21 protein-coding genes and 1 tRNA gene are annotated in these 20,854 nt (G+C 60.9%); 9 read left to right on the top strand and 13 right to left on the bottom strand.

Annotation, left to right across the window (positions count from 1 at the left end):
• Nucleotides 1-17: 17 nt before the first annotated feature.
• Both RHIBUN_RS0106705 and gltB read right to left on the bottom strand, forming a co-directional pair.
• Nucleotides 18-1,472: a glutamate synthase subunit beta gene (locus RHIBUN_RS0106705; protein WP_025658955.1), complete on the bottom strand. Its 1,455-nt coding sequence runs from the start codon at nt 1,470-1,472 to the stop codon at nt 18-20.
• A 222-nt stretch (nt 1,473-1,694) separates the two neighbouring features.
• Complete coding sequence (gltB, locus tag RHIBUN_RS0106700; protein WP_025658954.1) at nt 1,695-6,416, bottom strand: glutamate synthase large subunit; 4,722 nt, start codon at nt 6,414-6,416, stop codon at nt 1,695-1,697.
• A 540-nt stretch (nt 6,417-6,956) separates the two neighbouring features.
• Here gltB and RHIBUN_RS0106695 point away from each other — a divergent pair.
• A complete protein-coding gene (locus RHIBUN_RS0106695) occupies nt 6,957-8,006 on the top strand; it encodes a low specificity L-threonine aldolase (protein ID WP_025658953.1) in 1,050 nt (349 codons plus the stop codon).
• Nucleotides 8,007-8,016: 10 nt separating this feature from the next.
• Here RHIBUN_RS0106695 and RHIBUN_RS37885 read toward each other — a convergent pair whose 3' ends face one another.
• Nucleotides 8,017-8,145: a hypothetical protein gene (locus tag RHIBUN_RS37885; RefSeq protein ID WP_019280707.1), complete on the bottom strand. Its 129-nt coding sequence runs from the start codon at nt 8,143-8,145 to the stop codon at nt 8,017-8,019.
• Nucleotides 8,146-8,414: 269 nt separating this feature from the next.
• Here RHIBUN_RS37885 and RHIBUN_RS0106685 point away from each other — a divergent pair, with 269 nt between their 5' ends.
• Nucleotides 8,415-8,912, top strand: coding sequence for an N-acetyltransferase (locus tag RHIBUN_RS0106685; RefSeq protein WP_025658952.1), 498 nt, complete (start codon nt 8,415-8,417; stop codon nt 8,910-8,912).
• Nucleotides 8,913-8,928: 16 nt separating this feature from the next.
• On the opposite strand, the gene RHIBUN_RS0106680 is transcribed toward RHIBUN_RS0106685, so the two are convergent.
• Nucleotides 8,929-9,786, bottom strand: coding sequence for a LysR substrate-binding domain-containing protein (locus tag RHIBUN_RS0106680; protein ID WP_018859906.1), 858 nt, complete (start codon nt 9,784-9,786; stop codon nt 8,929-8,931).
• A 91-nt stretch (nt 9,787-9,877) separates the two neighbouring features.
• On the opposite strand from RHIBUN_RS0106680, the gene RHIBUN_RS0106675 reads away from it, so the two are divergent.
• Nucleotides 9,878-10,882 carry a bile acid:sodium symporter family protein gene (locus tag RHIBUN_RS0106675; protein WP_025658951.1) on the top strand — a complete coding sequence of 335 codons (1,005 nt, stop codon included), beginning with the start codon at nt 9,878-9,880 and terminating at the stop codon, nt 10,880-10,882.
• 71 nt (nt 10,883-10,953) lie between these two features.
• On the opposite strand, the gene RHIBUN_RS0106670 is transcribed toward RHIBUN_RS0106675, so the two are convergent.
• A complete protein-coding gene (locus RHIBUN_RS0106670) occupies nt 10,954-11,421 on the bottom strand; it encodes an Hsp20 family protein (RefSeq protein ID WP_018859904.1) in 468 nt (155 codons plus the stop codon).
• A 464-nt stretch (nt 11,422-11,885) separates the two neighbouring features.
• Here RHIBUN_RS0106670 and RHIBUN_RS0106665 point away from each other — a divergent pair, with 464 nt between their 5' ends.
• Nucleotides 11,886-12,860 (top strand): alpha/beta hydrolase, encoded by a 975-nt coding sequence (locus RHIBUN_RS0106665; RefSeq protein ID WP_025658950.1) that lies wholly within the window; start codon nt 11,886-11,888, stop codon nt 12,858-12,860.
• Between the two features lie 42 nt (nt 12,861-12,902).
• Here the strand turns inward: RHIBUN_RS0106665 and hisN are convergent, their stop codons facing one another.
• Together hisN and RHIBUN_RS0106655 are read right to left on the bottom strand one after the other, a co-directional pair.
• Nucleotides 12,903-13,676 carry a histidinol-phosphatase gene (hisN, locus tag RHIBUN_RS0106660; protein ID WP_025658949.1) on the bottom strand — a complete coding sequence of 258 codons (774 nt, stop codon included), beginning with the start codon at nt 13,674-13,676 and terminating at the stop codon, nt 12,903-12,905.
• Between the two features lie 242 nt (nt 13,677-13,918).
• On the bottom strand, nt 13,919-14,800 hold the full coding sequence (locus RHIBUN_RS0106655) for an N-formylglutamate amidohydrolase (RefSeq protein WP_025658948.1): 882 nt from the start codon (nt 14,798-14,800) through the stop codon (nt 13,919-13,921).
• Nucleotides 14,801-14,988: 188 nt separating this feature from the next.
• Between RHIBUN_RS0106655 and cpdR1 the strand changes: the two genes are divergently transcribed.
• Together cpdR1 and RHIBUN_RS0106645 are read left to right on the top strand one after the other, a co-directional pair.
• Nucleotides 14,989-15,351, top strand: coding sequence for a response regulator CpdR1 (cpdR1, locus tag RHIBUN_RS0106650; protein WP_007527565.1), 363 nt, complete (start codon nt 14,989-14,991; stop codon nt 15,349-15,351).
• Nucleotides 15,352-15,434: 83 nt separating this feature from the next.
• A tRNA-Val gene (locus RHIBUN_RS0106645) sits at nt 15,435-15,509 on the top strand.
• 126 nt (nt 15,510-15,635) lie between these two features.
• On the opposite strand, the gene RHIBUN_RS0106640 is transcribed toward RHIBUN_RS0106645, so the two are convergent.
• Together RHIBUN_RS0106640 and RHIBUN_RS0106635 are read right to left on the bottom strand one after the other, a co-directional pair.
• Nucleotides 15,636-15,956: a hypothetical protein gene (locus RHIBUN_RS0106640; RefSeq protein ID WP_025658947.1), complete on the bottom strand. Its 321-nt coding sequence runs from the start codon at nt 15,954-15,956 to the stop codon at nt 15,636-15,638.
• Between the two features lie 145 nt (nt 15,957-16,101).
• A complete protein-coding gene (locus tag RHIBUN_RS0106635; protein WP_025658946.1) occupies nt 16,102-16,323 on the bottom strand; it encodes a hypothetical protein in 222 nt (73 codons plus the stop codon).
• Between the two features lie 246 nt (nt 16,324-16,569).
• Between RHIBUN_RS0106635 and RHIBUN_RS0106630 the strand changes: the two genes are divergently transcribed.
• The gene (locus RHIBUN_RS0106630) at nt 16,570-17,049 is read left to right on the top strand and encodes a hypothetical protein (protein ID WP_025658945.1); all 480 of its coding nucleotides are present in this window, start codon (nt 16,570-16,572) and stop codon (nt 17,047-17,049) included.
• Nucleotides 17,050-17,073: 24 nt separating this feature from the next.
• Here the strand turns inward: RHIBUN_RS0106630 and RHIBUN_RS0106625 are convergent, their stop codons facing one another.
• From RHIBUN_RS0106625 to RHIBUN_RS0106615, 3 genes are all read right to left on the bottom strand, one after another.
• A complete protein-coding gene (locus RHIBUN_RS0106625; protein ID WP_025658944.1) occupies nt 17,074-17,772 on the bottom strand; it encodes a hypothetical protein in 699 nt (232 codons plus the stop codon).
• Nucleotides 17,773-17,908: 136 nt separating this feature from the next.
• Nucleotides 17,909-18,094, bottom strand: a complete 186-nt coding sequence (locus RHIBUN_RS0106620) for a hypothetical protein (protein WP_018856617.1) — start codon at nt 18,092-18,094, stop codon at nt 17,909-17,911.
• A gap of 47 nt (nt 18,095-18,141) precedes the next feature.
• On the bottom strand, nt 18,142-18,387 hold the full coding sequence (locus tag RHIBUN_RS0106615; RefSeq protein WP_018856616.1) for a hypothetical protein: 246 nt from the start codon (nt 18,385-18,387) through the stop codon (nt 18,142-18,144).
• Nucleotides 18,388-18,743: 356 nt separating this feature from the next.
• On the opposite strand from RHIBUN_RS0106615, the gene RHIBUN_RS0106610 reads away from it, so the two are divergent.
• Entirely contained in the window at nt 18,744-19,835 is a 1,092-nt protein-coding gene (locus RHIBUN_RS0106610) for a DUF475 domain-containing protein (RefSeq protein ID WP_025658943.1), read from the top strand.
• Between the two features lie 125 nt (nt 19,836-19,960).
• Here the strand turns inward: RHIBUN_RS0106610 and RHIBUN_RS36760 are convergent, their stop codons facing one another.
• Complete coding sequence (locus tag RHIBUN_RS36760) at nt 19,961-20,128, bottom strand: hypothetical protein (RefSeq protein WP_018856614.1); 168 nt, start codon at nt 20,126-20,128, stop codon at nt 19,961-19,963.
• A gap of 215 nt (nt 20,129-20,343) precedes the next feature.
• Here RHIBUN_RS36760 and RHIBUN_RS33135 point away from each other — a divergent pair, with 215 nt between their 5' ends.
• Complete coding sequence (locus RHIBUN_RS33135) at nt 20,344-20,814, top strand: GNAT family N-acetyltransferase (RefSeq protein WP_245271635.1); 471 nt, start codon at nt 20,344-20,346, stop codon at nt 20,812-20,814.
• Nucleotides 20,815-20,854 lie beyond the last annotated feature (40 nt).

Here is a 20,854-nt window from a genome sequence, read left to right as displayed (position 1 = left end):
ATCATCAACTGTGTCGCTTACCGCGGCAGAACCGTCGAGCCCATCAGGGCTTCGTCGATGGCGCGGGCGGCCTGGCGGCCTTCGCGGATCGCCCAGACCACCAGCGACTGACCGCGGCGCACGTCGCCTGCCGTCCAGAGCTTGTCGACCGAGGTCTTGTAGTCGCGGTCGTCGGCAACGACGTTGGTCGAGCCGCGACGGTCGGTGTTGAGCGTGAGCTTGCCGTCGAGTTCCTTGAGCACGCTGTCCTTGAACGGGCCGCTGAAACCGATCGCGATGAAAGCAAGGTCGGCCTTGATGATGAACTCGGTGCCGGCGATCGGCTTGCGACGCTCGTCGACTTCGCAGCACTTCACGCCGGTCAGAACGCCATCTTCACCGACGAACTCGAGTGTTGCCACCTGGAACTCGCGAATTGCGCCTTCCGCTTGCGAAGACGACGTGCGCATCTTCGTTGCCCAGAACGGCCAGACAGCGAGCTTGTCTTCCTTCTCCGGCGGCTGCGGGCGGATGTCGAGCTGCGTGACCTTCACCGCGCCCTGGCGGAACGCCGTACCGACGCAGTCCGATGCGGTATCGCCACCGCCGACGACGACGACATGCTTGGCGCCGGCGAGGATCGGGTCAGAGGCCCAGCCGACGCTGTCGATGTTTTCACGGCCGACGCGCTTGTTCTGCTGCACGAGGTAGGGCATCGCGTCATGGACGCCCGAAAGCTCGATGCCCGGGATACCCGCTTCGCGTGGCGTTTCAGAACCGCCGCAATAGAGAACCGCATCGTGGTCTGCGAGCAGCTGCTCGGCCTTCACGTCGACACCGACATTGACGCCACAGTGGAAGGTGACGCCTTCGCCCTTCATCTGCTCGACGCGGCGATCGATGAAGTTCTTTTCCATCTTGAAGTCAGGGATACCGTAGCGCAGCAGGCCGCCGGGCTTGCTTTCGCGTTCGTACACGTGAACCTCATGCCCTGCGCGGCCGAGCTGCTGTGCAGCCGCCATGCCGGCCGGGCCGGAACCGACGATCGCAACCTTCTTGCCGGTGTGAACCGTTGCCGGCTGCGGACGGATGAAGCCGAGCTCGTAGGCCTTGTCAGCGATCGCCTGTTCGACGGTCTTGATCGCAACCGGCGTGTCCTCGAGGTTCAGCGTGCAGGCTTCCTCGCAGGGCGCCGGGCAGACGCGGCCGGTGAACTCCGGGAAGTTGTTCGTCGAATGCAGGTTCTGGATCGCCGCTTCCCAGTTGTTGTTGTAGACGAGGTCGTTCCAATCCGGGATCTGGTTATGAACAGGGCAGCCGGTTGGCCCATGGCAATAGGGAATGCCACAGTCCATGCAGCGCGCTGCCTGTTTCTGCACTTCCTGGTCCGACATCGGGATCGTGAATTCGCGGAAATGCCGGATGCGATCCGAGGCAGGCTGATACTTTGCCACCTGCCGGTCGATTTCCAGAAACCCTGTGACCTTACCCATATTTTCGTCCCTTACACTCATGACCGCCTCGCCTGCGGCCAGTTGTCCATCGTCAGCCTCGACAGTGGAGGCAAGTTGCTTCTTTCGACCGTCATCCAGCATATCCCTTGAGTGCTATCCACGCGTCTGCGCTGCCTGAGGCTGCTGCCGATCCGTGGGTCATTGAGATATTTCGGTCATCCGCCGCGCCAGCCTTCGCCGGCGCAACGGAAGTAAGCGTATTTACTCGGCCGCAATTCCCATGCGGGCGCGTTCCATTTCTTCAAGCGCACGGCGGTACTCGACCGGCATGACCTTGCGGAACTTCGGACGGTAGTCGGCCCAGTTGTCCAAGATCTGCTTGGCGCGGGTGGAGCCCGTGTAGTGCAGATGGTTGGAGATCAACTGGTAGAGGCGCTCCTCATCGTGGCGCGTCATGTCACCGGAGACGTCGACGCGTCCCTTGTGCATGAGGTCGCCGCCGTGATGATGCAGCTTCTCCAGCATGTCGTCCTCCTCAGGAACCGGCTCGAGCTCGACCATCGCCATGTTGCAGCGCTTGGCGAAATCGCCGGCCTCGTCGAGTACGTAGGCAACGCCACCGGACATACCGGCCGCGAAGTTACGGCCCGTTTGGCCGAGAACGACCACCACGCCACCCGTCATGTATTCGCAGCCGTGGTCGCCCACGCCTTCGACGATGGCGATCGCACCCGAGTTGCGGACCGCGAAGCGCTCGCCCGCGACACCGCGGAAGTAGCACTCGCCTTCGGTCGCACCATAGAGAACGGTGTTGCCGACGATGATCGACTCTTCCGCGATGATCTTCGAATTCTCAGGTGGCCGGACGATGATCTTGCCGCCCGAGAGGCCTTTGCCGACATAGTCATTGCCGTCACCGACCAGATTGAAGGTGATGCCGCGTGCCAGGAAGGCGCCGAACGACTGGCCGGCCGTGCCCTTGAGCGTCACGTTGATCGTGTCGTCTTTGAGGCCGCGGTGGTTGTAGCGCTTGGCGACTTCGCCGGACAGCATCGCGCCAGCCGAACGGTCGACGTTCTTGATATCGACCTCGAAGGACACAGGGGTCTTCGAAGACAGTGCCGGCTCGGCGTCCGCGATCAGCTTGCGGTCGAGAACGTCGTCGATCGGGTGCTTCTGGCGTGATGTCCAGTAGGTCGCATCCTTCGGCGCCTCGACCTTGTGGAAGATGCGGCTGAAGTCGAGGCCCTTGGACTTCCAATGCGCCAGCATCTCGTCCTTCTCGAGCAGCTCCGAAGCGCCGATGATGTCATCGAGCTTGGTGAAGCCGAGCGAGGCCAGGATTTCGCGGACTTCGTTGGCGACGAAGAAGAAGTAGTTGACGACGTGCTCAGGCGTGCCCTTGAAGCGCTTGCGCAGGACCGGATCCTGCGTGGCAACGCCGACAGGACAGGTGTTCAGGTGGCACTTGCGCATCATGATGCAGCCGGCGGCGATCAGCGGCGCGGTCGCGAAGCCGAATTCGTCGGCACCGAGAAGCGCACCGATAATGACGTCGCGGCCGGTCTTCAGACCGCCATCGACCTGCAGGGCGATACGCGAACGCAGGCCGTTCAAGACAAGCGTCTGCTGCGTCTCGGCAAGGCCGATTTCCCACGGAGAACCGGCATGCTTCAGCGAGGTCAGCGGCGATGCGCCGGTGCCACCGTCGAAGCCGGAGACGGTGATGTGGTCGGCGCGCGCCTTGGCAACGCCGGCGGCAACCGTGCCGACGCCGACTTCCGAGACGAGCTTGACCGAGACATCGGACGTCGGGTTGACGTTCTTCAGGTCGTAGATCAGCTGCGCCAGATCTTCGATCGAATAGATGTCATGGTGCGGCGGCGGCGAGATAAGGCCGACACCCGGGGTCGAGTGACGTGTCTTGGCAACGGTCGCGTCGACCTTGTGGCCGGGCAGTTGGCCACCCTCGCCGGGCTTTGCGCCCTGCGCGACCTTGATCTGCAGCATATCGGCGTTGACGAGATATTCGGTCGTGACACCGAAACGTCCCGACGCGATCTGCTTGATCGCCGAACGCTCGGGGTTCGACGAACCATCCGGCAGCGGCATGTAGCGGTCGGACTCTTCGCCACCTTCGCCGGTGTTGGACTTGCCGCCGATCTTGTTCATCGCGATCGCGAGCGTCGTGTGCGCCTCGCGGGAGATCGAGCCGAAGGACATCGCGCCCGTCGAGAAACGCTTGACGATATCGGCAGCAGGCTCGACCTCATCGACCGAAACCGGCATGCGGCCGAGCTGTTCGGCGCTCTTGATGTTAAAGAGGCCGCGGATGGTGTTCATGCGCAAGGCCGAGGTGTTCACCATCTCGGCGAACTCGCGGTAGCGGTCCTCGGCATTGCCGCGAACGGCGTGCTGCAGTGTGGCCACCGCATCCGGAGTCCAGGCGTGGCTTTCACCGCGCATGCGGTAGGCATACTCGCCACCGATATCGAGCGTGGTCGCGAGCAGCGGATCCTTGCCGAAGGCGGAGGTGTGACGCGCAACAGTCTCTTCGGCGATCGCCGTGAGATCGACGCCTTCGATCATCGTCGCGGTACCGAAGAAGTACTTGTCAACCAGTTCCTGCTGCAGGCCGATCGCATCGAAGATCTGACCGCCGCAATAGGACTGATAGGTCGAGATGCCCATCTTCGACATGACCTTGAGGATGCCCTTACCGACCGCCTTGATGTAGCGGTAGACAACTTCGGAGGCGTCCACTTCCTTCGGGAACTCGCCCTTGGCATGCATGTCGAGCAGCGTGTCGAAGGCAAGATAAGGGTTGATCGCTTCGGCGCCGTAACCTGCGAGCAGGCAGAAGTGATGCACTTCGCGCGGCTCGCCGGTCTCGACGACGAGGCCGACCGAGGTGCGCAGACCCTTGCGGATCAGGTGATGGTGCACGGCAGCCGTCGCCAGCAGTGCCGGGATCGCTATACGATCAGGCCCGATCTGGCGGTCGGAGAGAACGATGATGTTGTAGCCGCCCTTGACGGCCGCTTCCGCGCGCTCGCAGAGGCGATCGAGCATCTCAGGCATGCCTTCGGCGCCACGCTCGACATCATAGGTGAAGTCGAGCGTCTTCGTGTCGAAGCGGTCTTCCGTGTGACCGATCGAACGGATCTTTTCGAGATCGCCGTTGGTAAGGATCGGCTGACGCACTTCCAGGCGCTTGGCGTTTGCCATGCCGGTATGGTCGAGAATGTTCGGACGCGGCCCGATGAACGAAACGAGGCTCATGACGAGCTCTTCGCGGATCGGGTCGATCGGCGGGTTGGTAACCTGCGCGAAGTTCTGCTTGAAGTAGGTGTAGAGCAGCTTCGACTTTTCCGACATGGCCGAGATCGGCGTGTCCGTGCCCATCGAGCCGACGGCTTCCTGGCCCGTGGTCGCCATCGGCGACATCAGGATCTTGGTGTCTTCGGTCGTGTAGCCGAAAGCCTGCTGGCGGTTGAGCAGCGACACGTCGCGGCGCAGCGCACGCGGCTCGACAGGCTTCAGGTCTTCGAGGATGAGCTGAGTGCGATCCAGCCAGTTGCGGTAAGGATGCTTGGTCGCGAGTTCGGACTTCACTTCCTCGTCGGAAACGATGCGGCCCTTCTCCATGTCGATCAGCAGCATCTTGCCCGGCTGCAGGCGCCACTTCTGCACGATATCCTCTTCAGCCACCGGCAGCGTGCCGGCTTCCGAAGCGAGGATGACGCGGTCGTCTGACGTGACGAGATAGCGGGCCGGGCGCAGACCGTTACGGTCGAGCGTCGCGCCGATCTGCTTGCCATCGGTGAAGGCGACAGCAGCCGGTCCGTCCCACGGCTCCATCAGGGCCGCATGGTATTCGTAGAATGCCTTCCGCTCGGCCGCCATCGACTGGTTGCCGGCCCAGGCTTCCGGGATCAGCATCATCACGGCATGTGCCATGGAGTAGCCGCCGCGCACGAGGAACTCGAGCGCGTTGTCAAAACAGGCAGTGTCCGACTGGCCTTCATACGAGATCGGCCAGAGCTTGGAGATATCCTCACCGAAGAGCGGCGAAGACACCGATGCCTGGCGCGCCGCCATCCAGTTGACGTTGGAGCGCAGCGTGTTGATTTCGCCGTTGTGGGCGACCATGCGGTAAGGGTGCGCCAGCTTCCAGGACGGGAAGGTGTTGGTCGAGAAGCGCTGGTGCACGAGGGCAACCGCGGACTCGAAGCGCGGGTCCGACAGGTCCTTGTAGTAGGCGCCGACCTGATAGGCCAGGAACATGCCCTTGTAGACGACGGTCGCCGACGACAGCGACACCGGGTAGAAGTTGCTCTCCTCGCCGTCGAACTCGTCGTAGATGCGGTTGGAGATCACCTTGCGGAGCGTGAACAGGCGGCGCTCGAACTCGTCGTTCGTCGCCGCGTCCTTGCCAGCGCCGATGAAGACCTGAACGTGATGCGGCTCGGTGGCGGCGATGTCGGGCGCCTTCGACAGCGAGGAGTTGTCGACGGGCACGTCGCGGAATCCGATGAAGACCTGGCCTTCATCGGTGATGACGTCCTGGATCACCTTCTTGAAATGCGCGATCTGCTTTTCGTCGTGCGGCATGAAGATGTGACCCATGCCGTACTCGCCGACCTTCGGCAGGGTGATGCCCTGCTTGGCCATTTCCTCACGGAAGAAGCGGTCCGGGATCTGCACGAGAATGCCCGCGCCATCACCCATAAGGGGGTCGGCGCCGACGGCACCGCGGTGCGTCAGGTTCTCGAGAATGAAGAGACCGTCCTTGACGATCTGGTGCGACTTCTGACCCTTCATATGGGCGACAAAGCCGACGCCGCAGGCATCGTGCTCGTTGCGTGGGTCGTAAAGCCCCTGTTTTCGCGGCAGACCGGAGGCGAATTTACGCGTATTGGCCGTCGCGCGCGTCGTTGCTGCTGCGAACTGGTCAAAACCCGTGGATGGCGTCTTCGTCATCTTTCCCTCCTGTCAGAGCCCGCGGGGCCGCGGGCGGCTTCTTGTCCCGCGCCGTCCCTGATCCTAGGTTCGGGGCGTTACAGCGCTGTTGCATTATCGAAGATCCGGTCGCCGGCGGCAGGCTCTCCAGGGAAAGCAACCGTGCGCTCCTGCGCCTACCATCCGCCTCCGCATGCAGGCTCTTACCCGCTTTTGAAGAACTATAGCGTGAAACCCCACGAGTGTAAGGTTTTTTGGCGCCTCTTCGGCCGTCGCGGCCAAAATAGGACAACAACACTGTCCTAATTCACTTGATCTATGCCAGAAACATCTCGCCTTCGCAAGAGTGCAGATTCAAAAAATCGGCGGTTTACGACTTAATATTACCGAAAATAGCTACCATAGAGACATAAAATTACACGATTACGCACTATTTTGTTTATTGATTGCCGAGGTCAATTTTTGTGATGATTCCACGCCGCCCCTTTGACCAGCCGGAGTGTTGGCGTAATGTCGCCGCCGAACCTGATCCCCCCACCACATCCCAAGCGGTCTCCTTTCATGTATTTTGCATCCGACAACTGGGCAGGCGCCCATCGATCCATCGCCGAACGTCTGCTCCGGGAATCCGACGGCTTTGCCGCGGCCTATGGCGCAAGTGATCTCGACCGGCGTGTCGAGCGCCGCTTTGCAGAAGTCTTCGAGCGTGAAGTCGCCGTTCTTTTCGTCGGCACCGGCACGGCAGCGAACTCCTTGTCGCTCGCGAGCGTCCAACGGCCGGGTGGCATCACCTTCTCCCATTCTGAAGCACATGTGATTGCGGACGAATGCGGCGCGCCCGACTTCTTCAGCGGTGCCCGCCTGCTTGGCGTTCCCGGCACGGAGGGAAAGATCGATCCGGAAAAGCTCAAGGAGAAGATCGCGGCCTTCCCGCAAACGGCAGTGCAGCACGGGCGGGCAACGGCGGTCACGATCACTCAGGCAACGGAAGCCGGAACGGTCTACTCGCTCACGGAGATCGACGAGATCGCTGCGATCGCCCGAAAGGACAAGCTGCCCCTCCATATGGACGGCGCGCGCTTTGCCAATGCCCTCGTCTCCCTTGGTGTCAGCCCGGCCGAGATGACCTGGAAGCGCGGCATCGACATGCTGTCCTTCGGCGGCACGAAGAATGGCTGCTGGTGTGCGGAAGCGATCGTCTTCTTCAACCCGGAGCGGGCCAAGGAGATGCTGTTCATCCGCAAGCGCGCCGCCCAGCTGTTCTCGAAGTCACGCTTCATCGCCGCCCAGTTCGATGCCTACTTCGAGAACGATCTCTGGCTCGATCTCGCCCGCCATGCGAACGGTATGTCCGATCGTCTGCGCGCGGGCATCACCGCGAGCAACGCGTCCCGGCTGGCGTGGCCGACCTCGGCCAACGAAGTCTTCGCCGTCATTCCGAAAGGCGCGGCGAAAACGGCACAAGAAAGGGGCGCGAAGTTCTATGAATGGCCGGTGCCACCGGCCAAACCCGAGCTTGTCGGCCGGGATGAGACGCTGATCCGCCTCGTCACCAGCTTTGCGACCAGCGAGGCAGATGTCGATGGTTTCCTGGACTGCCTCGCAAACTGAGTTATGAGCCTCAATTCTGATGGCCTGTCACGGCGGATTGCGGCTTGCCACCATCCGTCGTTTTCGCGTCGTGTCCTGCCACGACAATCAGCATCACACAGGCAACCAGCCCGGATACGAAGAGTACACCATACGTCATCGGTCCGTTCTCCTTGCCCCGAAGATCGACCATGGTGATCCGAGCCTAGGCTCCGAACCTAACCAGATGCCTAAGTGACACGGTTGAGGGCACCTTAAGATGGCAAGCAGGCCATTAACTTTTGGGCGAGGCAGCGAATGAACATTGCGCGGCAACGAAGCGTTATTGCGTGATCGGACCTTGAGTGATTGCCGATCTGCTGGCCACCATGCCGAGGTCGCGCTATCACGGGCCATGCCCTGATACCTGAAGACGACGAGAGAACGCCGATGGAAATCCGTCCTGAACAGCCGAGCGACATCGCGACGATCCGCCAGATTACAAAGGCGGCCTTCGCGCCGATGGAATACAGTAGCCAGACAGAGGCGGAAATCATCGACGCGCTCCGCAAGGCCAACGCGTTGAAAATTTCGCTCGTCGCCGTCGACGGTGGCGCAGTCATCGGACATGTCGCCTTCTCGCCCGTCACGATCGATGGTGGCGACTACGGCTGGTACGGACTTGGTCCGGTTTCGGTGCGACCCGACCGCCAGAACGAGGGCATCGGTGGAAACCTCATTCGCGACGGCCTGTCGCGGCTGACCGATATCGGCGCCAGGGGCTGCGTTGTTCTCGGCGACCCCGGCTACTACGAGCGCTTCGGCTTCGAGAATGACGTCAATCTGATTTTCGAGGGCGTGCCGGCGGAATATTTCATGCGCCAACGGTTCGATGGCCCGCTGCCTGTCGGCAAAGTCTGCTATCACGACGCCTTCACCGCCACTTAAGACGCCTTAACAGGTCTCATCCGCCGGAACCAAGACGACGTACCTTGCCGAGGATGTCCTCCGACAGCGCATGCACCAGCGCCTGGTCGGCGCCCTTGCGCGGCACAAGGACGAACTCCACCTCCTCGAGGATGGGAAGCCTATCGCGCCCGATCTCCTTCAGACCGGAAGGTGCCATGCTGCGCGGCTGCACCAGCACGCCCATGCCGGCCCGTGCGGCCGCCGTCAGTCCGCTGAGGCTGCCGCAGGTGCAGACGATCCGCCAGGCGACCTGGCTTCGGCCCAGGGCTTCGAGCGCGATGCTGCGCGTCACGCTCGGCGGCGGAAACGCGATCAGCGGCAGAGGCCCACCGCTTAGGACATGCTCCGGATCACGCGCCAGCCACACCAGCGGCTCACGGTAGACCAGCCGTCCGCGCGCATCGCCCAACCGGCGCTTCGCCAGCACGAGGTCGATCTCGCCGTTGTCCTGCATTTCGTAAAGCGTTCCTGACAGGGCTACCGTCAGCTCGAGATCGACGGAGGGGTGCGAGCGAACGAAATCCTCGAGCACCGCCGGAAGCTGGCTGGTCACGAAATCCTCGGAGACGCCGAGCCGCAGGTTGCCGCGCAGATTTTGCCCTTTGAATTGCGATTGCACTTGCGCTTCGATCGCCAGCATCGCCCGCGCGTGGCTGAGCAACGCTTCCCCGTCTGTCGTCATGACTACCTTGTGGGTGTCGCGCGCCAGCAATCGCCGCCCGACCGCGCTTTCGAGCCGCTGGATGTGCTGGCTGACGGTCGACTGCCCGAGACCGAGCCGTTCGGCAGCCAGCGTGAAGCTTCCCATCTGTTCGACGGCAACAAAGCTGCGGAGTTGGGTAAGATCGAGCATGGTGATCCAGAAATACGATAACTGTTATTCCTTGCATCCTGTATCATAATGGAAGAAAGAGAAATGATCCACCGATCCGATGAGTAAAGCCATGCGCCGCTTCTTGCCCGATACATTTACGATCCTGCTCGTCTGCACAGTCATCCTCGCCTCATTCCTGCCGGCCACGGGCACCTTTGCCGGCTATTTCGGCATAGCGACGAACCTCGCGGTGGCCCTACTCTTCTTCCTGCATGGTGCACGCCTGTCCCGCGACGTCGTTATCGCCGGCGTTCTGCACTGGCGGCTGCATCTCGTGATCCTGCTGACGACATTTGGCCTGTTTCCCATCCTTGGCCTAGGCCTTGGCTTTGTGCCGGAGTGGATTCTGCCGAAGCCTCTTTATCTCGGCATACTCTATCTCTGTGTACTGCCTTCGACGGTGCAGTCGTCGATCGCCTTCACCTCCATGGCAGGTGGCAACGTACCGGCCGCCATCTGCTCTGCATCGGCATCGAACATCTTCGGCATGTTCCTGACGCCGCTGCTGGTCGGACTGCTGTTTTCCGTCGGCGGTCATGGGGGCTTCTCATGGGAGGTGCTCGGGCAAATCCTCATGCAACTGCTGCTGCCGTTCATCGTCGGCCAGGCGCTGCAGCCATGGATCGGGGCCTGGATCCGCGCGAAAAAGACGCTGCTGATGCCTGTTGATCGTGGCTCGATCCTGATGGTCGTCTACCTCGCCTTCAGCAAGGCAATCGTTGAAGGGCTGTGGCACGAGTTCTCGGTCACCGACATCGCGGCCGTCATCATCGCCGACACGGCGCTGCTTGCCATCGTATTGTGTTTCACCATGTTTGGCAGCCGCCTGCTCGGTTTCAACAAGGCCGACGAGATCACCATCACCTTTTGCGGATCGAAGAAGAGCCTCGCCAGCGGCGCGCCGATGGCCAGCGTCATTTTTGCCGGGCAATCGATCGGCGCGATCGTGCTGCCGCTGATGCTGTTCCACCAGATCCAGCTGATGGTTTGCGCGGTCATCGCACAGAAGTACGCGGCAAAGACGGCACATCGCATCACCACGGAAGAAACCGAGGAAGCGGCAAGCCCGGCTTGATGGCAGACAACAAAAAGGCGGCGCTCAAACGAGCGCCGCCGGCATGCTTGGTCTTGGGAGGACCGATTGGGTTAGTTGGTGACCTGTGCCTCGATGGCCTTCGGCGCGCTGACCGGCTCAGCCGCAATCGCGATCTTGCGCGGCTTCATGGCTTCCGGAATGCTGCGAAGCAGGTCGATGTGGAGAAGACCGTTCTTCAGCGAAGCGGCGGTAACCTCGACATGGTCGGCAAGCTGGAAGCGGCGCTCGAAGGCGCGCTTGGCAATGCCGCGATAGAGGAACTCGCTGCCATCAACCTTGTCTTCGCTCTTTTCACCCTTGACGGTGAGAGCGTGAGCCTGTGCCTCGATGGAGATTTCGGTCTCATCGAAACCGGCAACGGCCATGGTGATGCGGTAGGTGTTTTCACCAGTACGCTCGATGTTGTAGGGCGGATAAGTCTGGCCCTGGTCAGGCTGGCCGAGGCTGTCGAGCATGGTGAAGAGACGGTCGAAACCGACGGTCGAACGATAAAGGGGAGAGAAGTCTACGTGACGCATGATGTCCTCCTTAAGGAAGCGACGTGTTGCGATAGTTGCCCCTGAAACCCCTTGATCGGCAGCTTCGGGACGGTTTAGCAGGCCCGTTTGGCACCCGCAGGATTGAGATGGGGATGGCCTTTGCGCAGTTCAAGACCCTGGCGTTGGGAGGGAACTCACGCAGCGTGAACCCCGCATGAACAGCCGGTTCGGAAGCCATTCATGCGCAGGGGATTAGGAATCGTGCCTATCGGGTGACACTGGCCCGATGGCTGGAGTGTATCGTCCCTTCGTCTTCAGCCCGATCTCCAGCCGGCATCGCGGAACCTCAAGTTCAGCATGCCGGCTTTTTTTATGGCGTGACGGCAAAACGGCCAGCTTACGTTCACCGCCTGTTACCAAGCCTCTTTTCTTTGATTTGACAGCCCAATCAGCTATCCGTTTTACTCAATAGGCGAATCCGCGAAGCACACGATCGATCGGCCATGGAACAAGTTCTTTTCTCGACCCCCGAAAATCCGGCTCCGGAGAACCGAACCGAAGGCTTCTTCGAAACGCATGACGGCCATCGGCTGCGCTATGCCGTCTTCCGCTCCGACGCGCCGGTGGCGAAGGGTACGGTCGTCCTCCTCCAGGGCCGCAACGAGTATATCGAGAAGTATTTCGAGACGATCCGCGACCTGACGGCCAAGGGCCTGTGGGTCGCGACCTTCGATCTGCGTGGCCAGGGCGGCTCGGACCGGCTTCTGAAGACGCGCACCTATGGCCATGTCCGCCGCTTCGTCGATTACGAGCACGACCTCGACACGTTCCTCGAGAAAATCGTGCTGCCGGATACCCGCCTGCCGTTCTTTCTACTGGCGCATTCGACCGGAGCGCTGATCGCGATGTCCGCCGCCCCGTACCTATCGACACGTATCGAGCGGATGGTGCTGACGGCACCCTTTATTGGTCTTTCAGGTCAGGCAGCATCGGAAGGTACGATCCGGGCGCTTGCCTGGATCGCCTGTTCGCTCGGTCTCGGCTCGTTCCCGCTGACGCGCAAGCTCAAGGAGAAGCCGTTCAGCGACAACCCTCTGACATCGGACGAGACCCGTTTCGAGCGCAATGTCGCTGTTGCCGCCGCCCATCCGGAGCTGACGCTCGGCCCCCCGACAGCGCGCTGGCTGCACGACTCGCTGCTGACGATCGACCGCGTAACCGCTCCGAGCCATTTGTTCTCGATCACCATCCCGACGGTCGTCATCGCGCCGATGCGCGACGCCATCGTGCCCTATATCGCGCAGGAGCGGATCTCGCGCTATTTCCGCGCCGCCCAGTTCGTGCCGATCAATGGTGCGCGGCATGAGGTGCTGCAGGAACGCGACGTCTACCGCAAGGCGGCGCTTGCGGCCTTTCACGCCTTCATCCCCGGCAGTGACGCCGAGGCCGTCGAGGAAGTCGAAGGGTTTGGTACCTAGCCCGGTCTCTATCCAAGCGACCGCGACAAATGCCGGTGGATGCTATCGATTGAGGACCGCCATCGCCTGCTCGTAGACGGCGCGGCTGCCGGCCGCAATGATCGAGCCGCCATTTTCCGGACGCCCGCCATCCCAGGTCGTGATGATCCCGCCGGCATTCTCAATGACGGGGATGATGCCACCGACATCGTAGGGCTTCAGGCCGTTTTCGATCACCAGATCGACATGGCCGGCGGCGAGCAGCGCGTAGGCGTAGCAGTCCGTGCCATAGCGGAAGAGCCGCACCTGGCTCTCGATCTCACGGTATTTCTCCATCTCGACACCGGCAAACAGATGCGGCGAGGTGGTGAAGAGAATGGCGTTCGCCAGTGCGCCGCAATCGCGAACCTGCAGCCGCCGCTCCCCTTCCGGGCCGTTATAGATCGAACCGTTCGCATCTGCGAAATAGCTTTCGCCAGTAAAGGGCTGGTCGATCATGCCCATGACGGCCCGGCCGTTTCGCTGCAGACCGATCAGCGTTCCCCAGACCGGTACACCGGAGATGAACGCGCGCGTACCGTCGATCGGGTCGATCACCCAGACATATTCGCGGTCCAGGCCAACATTGCCGTGCTCTTCGCCGAGAATGCCGTGATCCGGGAAATGCTCCTCGATCAGCGCCCGAATGGCGACTTCCGCCGCCCTGTCGCCTTCGGTGACGGGGTCAAAGCCGCTCGATAGCTTGTTGGTCACGTCAAGTCCGGAACGGAACCGTGGCAGCGTTTCGACCTTGGCGGCCTCCGCCAGGCGATTGAAGAACGAGCGATCAGGCAACATGGGGAAATCCATTGGTGGCGCGTGAGTGCCGCTTTTCATAGCCGAATTGCCGCCCGTTGCAAACGAGAGCGGCAGCTTTTAGCCGGCTGCACAATTTTTTTGCACTGCAAAATTTTGATTGACAATTGTGCACCGCAATAGTAGCTTTTGCCCACAGTCTTTGACTGTAAATGCCCTCCTTGGGTGTTTCCTCCCTAGACTTAGACCGCCGCGAGGCGGTCTCTTTTTGATGTCTTGAAGGCCTATTCGGCAGCGAGGGCGGTGTCGGTCGCGAACTGCGCCACATAGACCGCCATCTGGCGCATGAAGGCGGTGATCGCTGCGGCAACCAAGGCGAAGTCGGAGCGCTTCTCCAGCGTAACTTCGTCGACATAGATCGAGCGGTTCACTTCAATCTGCAGCGCATGCAGTCCACGCGACGGGCGGCCATAATGCTCCGTGATAAACCCGCCGGCATATGGCTTGTTGCGGATTGCCGTGAAGCCCATCTCCTCCAAGATGGCGACAGCCGCACGCGACAGCTCGGCCGAGGCACTGGTGCCGTAGCGATCGCCGATGATGAAATCCGGCCGCGCATTGGTGCCGGCGACGCGAACGTTGCCCGGCATGGAGTGGCAATCGATCAGCACGCCGAAGCCGAACTGGACATGCGTGCGGGCGATCAGCCGCCGCAACGCCGCGTGATATGGCTTATAGACGGCTTCGATTCGATCGAGCCCCTCCTGCACCGACAGCCGACGGGCATAGATCTCCATGTTCTCGGCAACGATGCGCGGAATGGTACCGAGCCCGCCTGCCACGCGCAGTGAATTGATGTTCGCGTAGGGCGGCAGCAGACCGTCGAACATGCGCGGATCGAGCTCGTAGGGCTCGCGGTTCACATCGAGATAGGCGCGCGGAAAGTTTGCAAGCAGGAGCGGCGCCCCAAGCGCGCTCGCATCGGCAAACAGCTCATCGACATAGTGATCCTCGGAGCGGCGGATGGAAATGCCCTCGAGCCTGGACTGAGCGATGAATTCGGGGGGATAGATGCGCCCGCTGTGCGGCGAGTTGTAGACGAATGGAATGGCGTGCGACGCAGGCTCCCGGACCTCGAAAAGTGCGTATTCAGGGATTTCGTGCACCCTTTTTTCCCTCTTTACCACATCAGGAGGCCATTGCTTCGCCCATGTTGCCAGTTGCAGCACTCCAAGTCCATACTATCTCATGGGGATGACGGCCCGGATGGCCTCTTCACCGGTTGTTTACTGGGCGAACTCTAGTGTAAATGGCTGGAGCCCAACGCATAAATTACTGATTAGCGGTCTGGATAATGACTCAGAAGATACTTCTTGCAGAAGACGACAATGACATGCGCCGGTTCCTTGTGAAGGCGCTTGAAAAGGCAGGCTACAAGGTCCTCTCCTACGACAACGGCGCCAGCGCCTATGACAGGCTTCGTGAAGAACCCTTCTCGCTGCTCCTGACCGATATCGTCATGCCCGAAATGGACGGAATCGAACTGGCGCGCCGCGCCACCGAACTCGATCCGGACCTGAAAGTGATGTTCATCACCGGATTCGCAGCCGTCGCCCTCAACCCTGATTCGAAGGCACCGAAGGACGCGAAGGTCCTTTCCAAGCCTTTCCACCTTCGCGACCTCGTCGAGGAAGTAAATAAAATGCTTGCCGCATAAGGCTTCCGGCAAAGCATGTCACAAAACCGAAAAAAGCCTATTGACGGCAAAAAGGGTTTGTGGTCTATGCGCCGCCATCGGATGGGCGTGTAGCTCAGCGGGAGAGCACTACGTTGACATCGTAGGGGTCACAAGTTCGATCCTTGTCACGCCCACCATTCGAATTCAAAGGCTTAGCGGGAAACCGCTAAGCCTTTTTCGTTTCCGGGACAGCCCAAACATTGATTGCACGCAGCCGACGCGCGGCAAGAGACGGATGGCCGTCTTCGCCTTTGCGTCGGCACCTACGGGTTATTGTAAAAGGACCCACTGTCGTAAGTGCAGGCGTAGTCGAGCGCGCATTGCTTGCCGGTCTTATCCCGGAAATTCGCGGTGGTGCGCGCGTAGCCCAAGCCGCATTTGGCGGGCGGATAGCGAAAGCTGCTGCCGCCGAAACCGGAACGGACGAAAACCTTCTTGTTCTGGCGGATGATCTGGGAAATCTGGCTGCACGTGTAAGCGCCGGCATCGACGTTCAGTGCTCCGGCAGACCATGCCGCGGACGGAAGCATCAACGCAGCGGCCAAGCCCCCCGCACCGAAAGCCTTATTGAATGGCGTGCCCATCTCGCCCTGCCCGTAAGTGTGACCGAAGCTTGAATATACTCGTTTTCGGCGAAGCAACAAAACGGCGCTCCATTCCTTGCCAATGCGGAACGCCCGCCAAGGGGCGGGCGCTTCGTTCGGCTTTCGTGCGCAACAGCAGCCCATGCTACATGCAGGCGGACGCGGACTTCATTGCCGCCTCGGCAAGCGCCCTCGTCTTGTGCGCGCCGCCGATAGCCATGGCGGTCTTGCCATCAGGACGCTTCGACACGACGCTGCATTTACTGTTGTTCGGAGAATGTTCTACGTAGTAGTGGCTGCTTGCGGCCAGCGCCGGTGCGACGCCGAAGGCCAGGATAGCTACGCTCAGAGCGATTTTCCTGATCATCGCATTCCTCCATCTTGAATCGGCCGGCAGTCTCGCTGCCAGACCAAGGCTTAGCTATCGCGCCCGATGAATTTGACGAAGCGGCATTTCACCGCATGCCCCTCATGTCCGGACCAAGGACCGCGCAGGAAGGCAGTCGATTGCCAAGTCCACCGGCCAAGCCTATCGACCAATTTCGAACACAGAAGAATGGCAAGCCGCTGCCGACACACTGCACCGCCGACATAAGCACTACGAGGTAAAGAGATGAGACTGGCAACTTTGGCCGCCGCTTCGCTGCTCGCCGCAACACTGACAACCGCAGCGGACGCAGCCCCGCAGAACTTCCCCGGCGCTCCGGGGGCACTGACGCTCACCGGCAAATGCGCCAAGCTCGTCGTCGGCAAGGTCGACGCGACGAAGGGCTGCGAAGGCGAACTCGCGAGCGTGACGCTCGTGAATGGACAGGTCACCTTCATCTTCACCTCGGGCGGCAAGATGCTGGGCTTCCAGGGTGACGGCACGGCCATCATGCCTGCTGCCAACGGCAATGCCCGCATGCCGCTCAACCTGGTGGTCACGGGCGTCGGCCAGAAGATGACAGGTCAGGTCAAAGTTGCCGGCACCTGCACGATGGGTAACCCCTACGGCGGCAAGCCGGTCGCCATCGAATGCTCGGCCGAGAGCAAGGACACCGCCTTTACCGGCAGCTTTCGCACCAACGGCAAGGCGCCGAAGCAGAAGTAGGCCGGCATACGCCGCGGGCTCGCCTCAGGCGCACCACGCGCCATTTGCGCCGGGTTTGCGGGCCAATCCCTCGTTGATCATCTGCGCGCCGATCGACCGACCATCGCGAGACACGACATGCGGGACGCCGCCCTTGCCAGGCTGCCCTGCCGGGTTCATCGCGAAGGATCCGGAGTTCAGGATATTCAGGAGCCGCAGCTTCGCGGCGAAGCCCAGCCGCTTCTCGTTGTCGCAACGGGCTGTCTCAATGCCGGGGCTCACGACGTCGGCAATGGCGATCTTCTCGCCCTTGTACCAGAACGTGCCTCCATCGGCGACGCAGTTGATGTGCTCGCCCTGGCCGCAATAGCCGAAGGCGGCCTTGCCGGTCTGCGCCTGCGCGGGCGAGAGGGAAACCGGCACCGCTTTTTCAAGGACGACAGGTGCCTTGGCCGGAATGGGCACGGCTCCAGGCGGCACCATGCGGGACACTGGCGCGATTGAAGCGGTCTGCCTCGGGCTCGGATCGCGTGCAGGTTCGCTTCGCGCGACCGGCGCTGCCCGAGAGACGATCGAGGCTGGCGCATGCGTGGCCAGCATCGGCTTCACGCTCTTCCAATTGTCGTAAGTCGCAATGCCCCCAACGGCGATGACGCCGATGATTGTCCAGGGGAGAGCGCTTCCGCCTCCCCTTGCCTTCGATCGTGCCGATGATTTGCGGCGGCGTGTCGCAGTCTTTGCCATCTATCCGATTCCCGTGAACACACGGATTATCGCCGGGCAATCCTTTCCGAAAGGTTGGCGACCACGTCATTTTGGTACAGACGTGATGATCCAACGCTCCTGCGAACGGGCGCGCAGTCGCAAAAGTACAAGATATCTAGAGCCGGGCGCCCGGGAACGTGGAGTCAGGCCTTGAGTGCGTCGGCGGGCTCCAACGAGACCTCAGTGAATTCGTGATCTCAATTCTTTCCAGATCGATCTGGATATCAGCGGCCGCGCGAAGCGCCTGCCATTCGATCTCGTGCTTCAGGCAAATGTCGTGCGGCACCAAAGTCGTCTTCATCTTTCCTCACCGGTTGTCGGCAATACAGGGCAGCAGGCGTCGATAGGTCAGCGGATCGGCCTTGCGATCGTGGAATCCTCCTCGGCGGCCGGCTTCGGCCCGCCTTTCGAAAGATCGCCGCCGGTGCAGTGAGCGGGGATATGGACGTCATCGAAAACGCCATGCGGCAGCGTCAGGTCGACGTGATGCGGCGGCAGCACTTGTGCCTTTTGCATTCGGTTGGGGCGCGCCCGCTTCATGCGGTCCGATTTTTCCGTGCGCGTGTCGGGAGTGTGGGTCGAGGGGTGCATCATCGGCCTCCTTTTTATTGCGCATGCCATTGGTGAACGAAGGACTAACGACCTCGGCGCCGAATAGTTCCGAGGAAAAGAACAAACCGCATCGCGCCGCCTTGACTGGCGTGGCAAGTTCACTACCTTCGACTTATCCCGAGGCCTCGGACATCGGCCGACGGGTCAACCTGGTGCCGGGCCCCTCTGGCGAGAGTTTTTACGGCGCTCTCGTGATGTCGGTACCGCCTGCAGCTTAAGCCGGCGGATTTTTCATTGATGAAAAAGCTCACCATGCCTCACGCGCATGCCCTTTGTGGTATGTCGCTTTTTTCCCGCACATCCTTGTTCGACAACCTTCGTGGCTGCGAGGTGCGGCCATGACCAGCGGTTCCCCGCAAAAATCGACGCTCAGCTATTTCCGCTGGGCCTTCATCGTCACCTTCCTCGGCCTCGTCCTGGGCGCAGCCCTCGGCTGGCAGACGACGGGCACGATCGGCGGCATGGCGACCGTCTTCTTCATCTGCACTGTGCTCGCCGTGCTGGAGATTTCGCTCTCCTTCGACAACGCCATCGTCAATGCCAACAAGCTCAAGGAGATGACACCGGTCTGGCAGCATCGCTTCCTCACCTGGGGCATCGTCATCGCCGTCTTCGGCATGCGTATCGTCTTCCCGCTCGCAATCGTCGCGATCGCCGCCCAAATCGGCCCGTGGGAAGCCCTGGTGCTCGCTGCCCGCGACCCTGCGGAATACGCCCGCATCATGAACGACGCACACCTGCCGATCGCAGCCTTCGGCGGCACCTTCCTGATGATGGTTGGTCTCAACTACTTCTTCAATCATGAGAAGGACGTCCACTGGATATCAGGGCTTGAAAAGCTCATGGCCCGCTCGGCCACGATCAAGGGCATCGAGATTGCCTTCGTGCTGGCGCTGGTCCTGGTGTTCTCGTCGTTCCTCGGAGAAGAAGAGGCCACAACCTTCGTGCATTGCGCCATCTATGGTCTTCTGACCTTCCTGGCGGTCGAGGTGATCGGCGGCCTGCTCGATGCGTCGCAGCAGACGATGAGCGCCGCCGCCAAAGGCGGTCTCGGTGCCTTCATCTACCTCGAAGTGCTCGACGCCAGCTTCTCCTTCGACGGCGTCATCGGCGCCTTCGCGCTGACGCAGAACCTCTTCGTTATTGCGATTGGCCTCGGCATCGGCGCCATGTATGTGCGTTCGATGACAATCATGCTCGTCGAAAAGGGCACGCTCGCGGAGTACCGCTATCTCGAGCACGGCGCCTTCTACGCAATCCTGATCCTCTCGGTGATCATGTATGTGCAGACGATGTACCATATTCCCGAGGTCATTACCGGCCTTGGCGGTGCCGCCCTGATCGGCATTTCACTCTGGTCTTCCATCCGCTACAACAAGAAGGAACAGGCGGAAGAGCGCGCTGAGGCGCATAAGGAACTGCACGCCTGAGCTTGCAAGCCGCATTCACCGATGCGGCTTCATCAGAACAAAAATAAAGCCCGCGACCATCCGGTTGCGGGCTGTTTCGTATCCGGCGATCAGAGACCGCCAGCCGCGCCTAAGGCGCAGATAAGCTAGTGGTTGATTCTGCCGAACATGCTCGGGTCGATGCCGAGTTCGCGCAGATCGCGCGCCTTTGGGCGGCGGCCAGCTTCGATGGTGGCGCTCACAGCATTCGCAGCACCGATCATCGCAAAGGCGCGGCCAAGGAAACCATCGCGAATGGACTTACGGAAGGACATTTTCTCTCTCGCTTTGCTTTATGATTGACAACTCATACATGTGAACGGAAGCGCGTCTTCACAAGCAACAGAAATTCAGCCCTGCCATGCAAGAACAAGCGATCGAGCGCAAAACGCGCCATGTGGTTGAGAACACGCGACAAAATGAATGGAGGCATCAAATTGACAGGCTCGTTCACAATCAGACGCGCGCGCCCATCGGACGCCGAAGCGCTTTGCGAATTTGCGGCCAGCAGTTTCGAGCGACCTACGGCAGCGACACGCCCGCATCGGATCTCGAGTCCTACATCCAGGCGAATATCAGCGCCGAACAGCAGAATGCGGAGATTGGCGACCCCTCAGCCGCTGTTTTCCTCGCCATGCTTGATGATCGCGTCATCGGATATGCTCACCTCATGCTGGATACAGTCGACAGACGATCGGCCTTCCTCAATCGAATTTATGTCCACACCGATTGGAGGGGACGCGGATTGGCTATGGCCCTCCTCAAAACGGTCCTGCACGACGCGCATCAACGTGGCGCAACTCGCCTGGAGCTGACCGTCTACGAGCGAAACGCACGAGCCATTGCGTTTTATGAGAGGGCCGGCTTTGTCGTGACGGGCAATACGATCTTCGCGGTCGGTCAGGATTTGCAGAGCGACCTGGTGATGGAAATGAAGTTGGCCAAGCGGCCTAACAGCTGAACGGCGCGGCCAGCACACGTGACTGCCGAACAGCAGAAAC

The organism is Rhizobium sp. IBUN (assembly GCF_000510625.1).
Taxonomy (GTDB): Bacteria; Pseudomonadota; Alphaproteobacteria; order Rhizobiales; family Rhizobiaceae; genus Rhizobium; species Rhizobium altiplani.
Note: the sequence above shows the minus strand (reverse complement) of the source record. Positions and strands in the feature narration are given on the sequence as shown.

What these genes read in the sequence shown, in the direction of transcription:
- hisN (WP_025658949.1), bottom strand. Translation starts at nt 13,676, where the DNA reads ATGTTGCCTGATCGCTCGTTCTTCAATCGCCTGGCGGAGGCCGCCAAG.
- RHIBUN_RS37885 (WP_019280707.1), bottom strand. Translation starts at nt 8,145, where the DNA reads ATGACGTATGGTGTACTCTTCGTATCCGGGCTGGTTGCCTGTGTGATG.
- RHIBUN_RS0106615 (WP_018856616.1), bottom strand. Translation starts at nt 18,387, where the DNA reads ATGATGCACCCCTCGACCCACACTCCCGACACGCGCACGGAAAAATCG.
- RHIBUN_RS0106680 (WP_018859906.1), bottom strand. Translation starts at nt 9,786, where the DNA reads ATGCTCGATCTTACCCAACTCCGCAGCTTTGTTGCCGTCGAACAGATG.
- RHIBUN_RS36760 (WP_018856614.1), bottom strand. Translation starts at nt 20,128, where the DNA reads ATGTCCTTCCGTAAGTCCATTCGCGATGGTTTCCTTGGCCGCGCCTTT.
- RHIBUN_RS0106620 (WP_018856617.1), bottom strand. Translation starts at nt 18,094, where the DNA reads ATGAAGACGACTTTGGTGCCGCACGACATTTGCCTGAAGCACGAGATC.
- RHIBUN_RS0106705 (WP_025658955.1), bottom strand. Translation starts at nt 1,472, where the DNA reads ATGGGTAAGGTCACAGGGTTTCTGGAAATCGACCGGCAGGTGGCAAAG.
- RHIBUN_RS0106610 (WP_025658943.1), top strand. Translation starts at nt 18,744, where the DNA reads ATGACCAGCGGTTCCCCGCAAAAATCGACGCTCAGCTATTTCCGCTGG.
- RHIBUN_RS0106670 (WP_018859904.1), bottom strand. Translation starts at nt 11,421, where the DNA reads ATGCGTCACGTAGACTTCTCTCCCCTTTATCGTTCGACCGTCGGTTTC.
- RHIBUN_RS0106635 (WP_025658946.1), bottom strand. Translation starts at nt 16,323, where the DNA reads ATGATCAGGAAAATCGCTCTGAGCGTAGCTATCCTGGCCTTCGGCGTC.
- RHIBUN_RS0106630 (WP_025658945.1), top strand. Translation starts at nt 16,570, where the DNA reads ATGAGACTGGCAACTTTGGCCGCCGCTTCGCTGCTCGCCGCAACACTG.
- RHIBUN_RS0106695 (WP_025658953.1), top strand. Translation starts at nt 6,957, where the DNA reads ATGTATTTTGCATCCGACAACTGGGCAGGCGCCCATCGATCCATCGCC.
- RHIBUN_RS0106665 (WP_025658950.1), top strand. Translation starts at nt 11,886, where the DNA reads ATGGAACAAGTTCTTTTCTCGACCCCCGAAAATCCGGCTCCGGAGAAC.
- RHIBUN_RS0106640 (WP_025658947.1), bottom strand. Translation starts at nt 15,956, where the DNA reads ATGGGCACGCCATTCAATAAGGCTTTCGGTGCGGGGGGCTTGGCCGCT.
- cpdR1 (WP_007527565.1), top strand. Translation starts at nt 14,989, where the DNA reads ATGACTCAGAAGATACTTCTTGCAGAAGACGACAATGACATGCGCCGG.
- gltB (WP_025658954.1), bottom strand. Translation starts at nt 6,416, where the DNA reads ATGACGAAGACGCCATCCACGGGTTTTGACCAGTTCGCAGCAGCAACG.
- RHIBUN_RS0106625 (WP_025658944.1), bottom strand. Translation starts at nt 17,772, where the DNA reads ATGGCAAAGACTGCGACACGCCGCCGCAAATCATCGGCACGATCGAAG.
- RHIBUN_RS0106675 (WP_025658951.1), top strand. Translation starts at nt 9,878, where the DNA reads ATGCGCCGCTTCTTGCCCGATACATTTACGATCCTGCTCGTCTGCACA.
- RHIBUN_RS0106685 (WP_025658952.1), top strand. Translation starts at nt 8,415, where the DNA reads ATGGAAATCCGTCCTGAACAGCCGAGCGACATCGCGACGATCCGCCAG.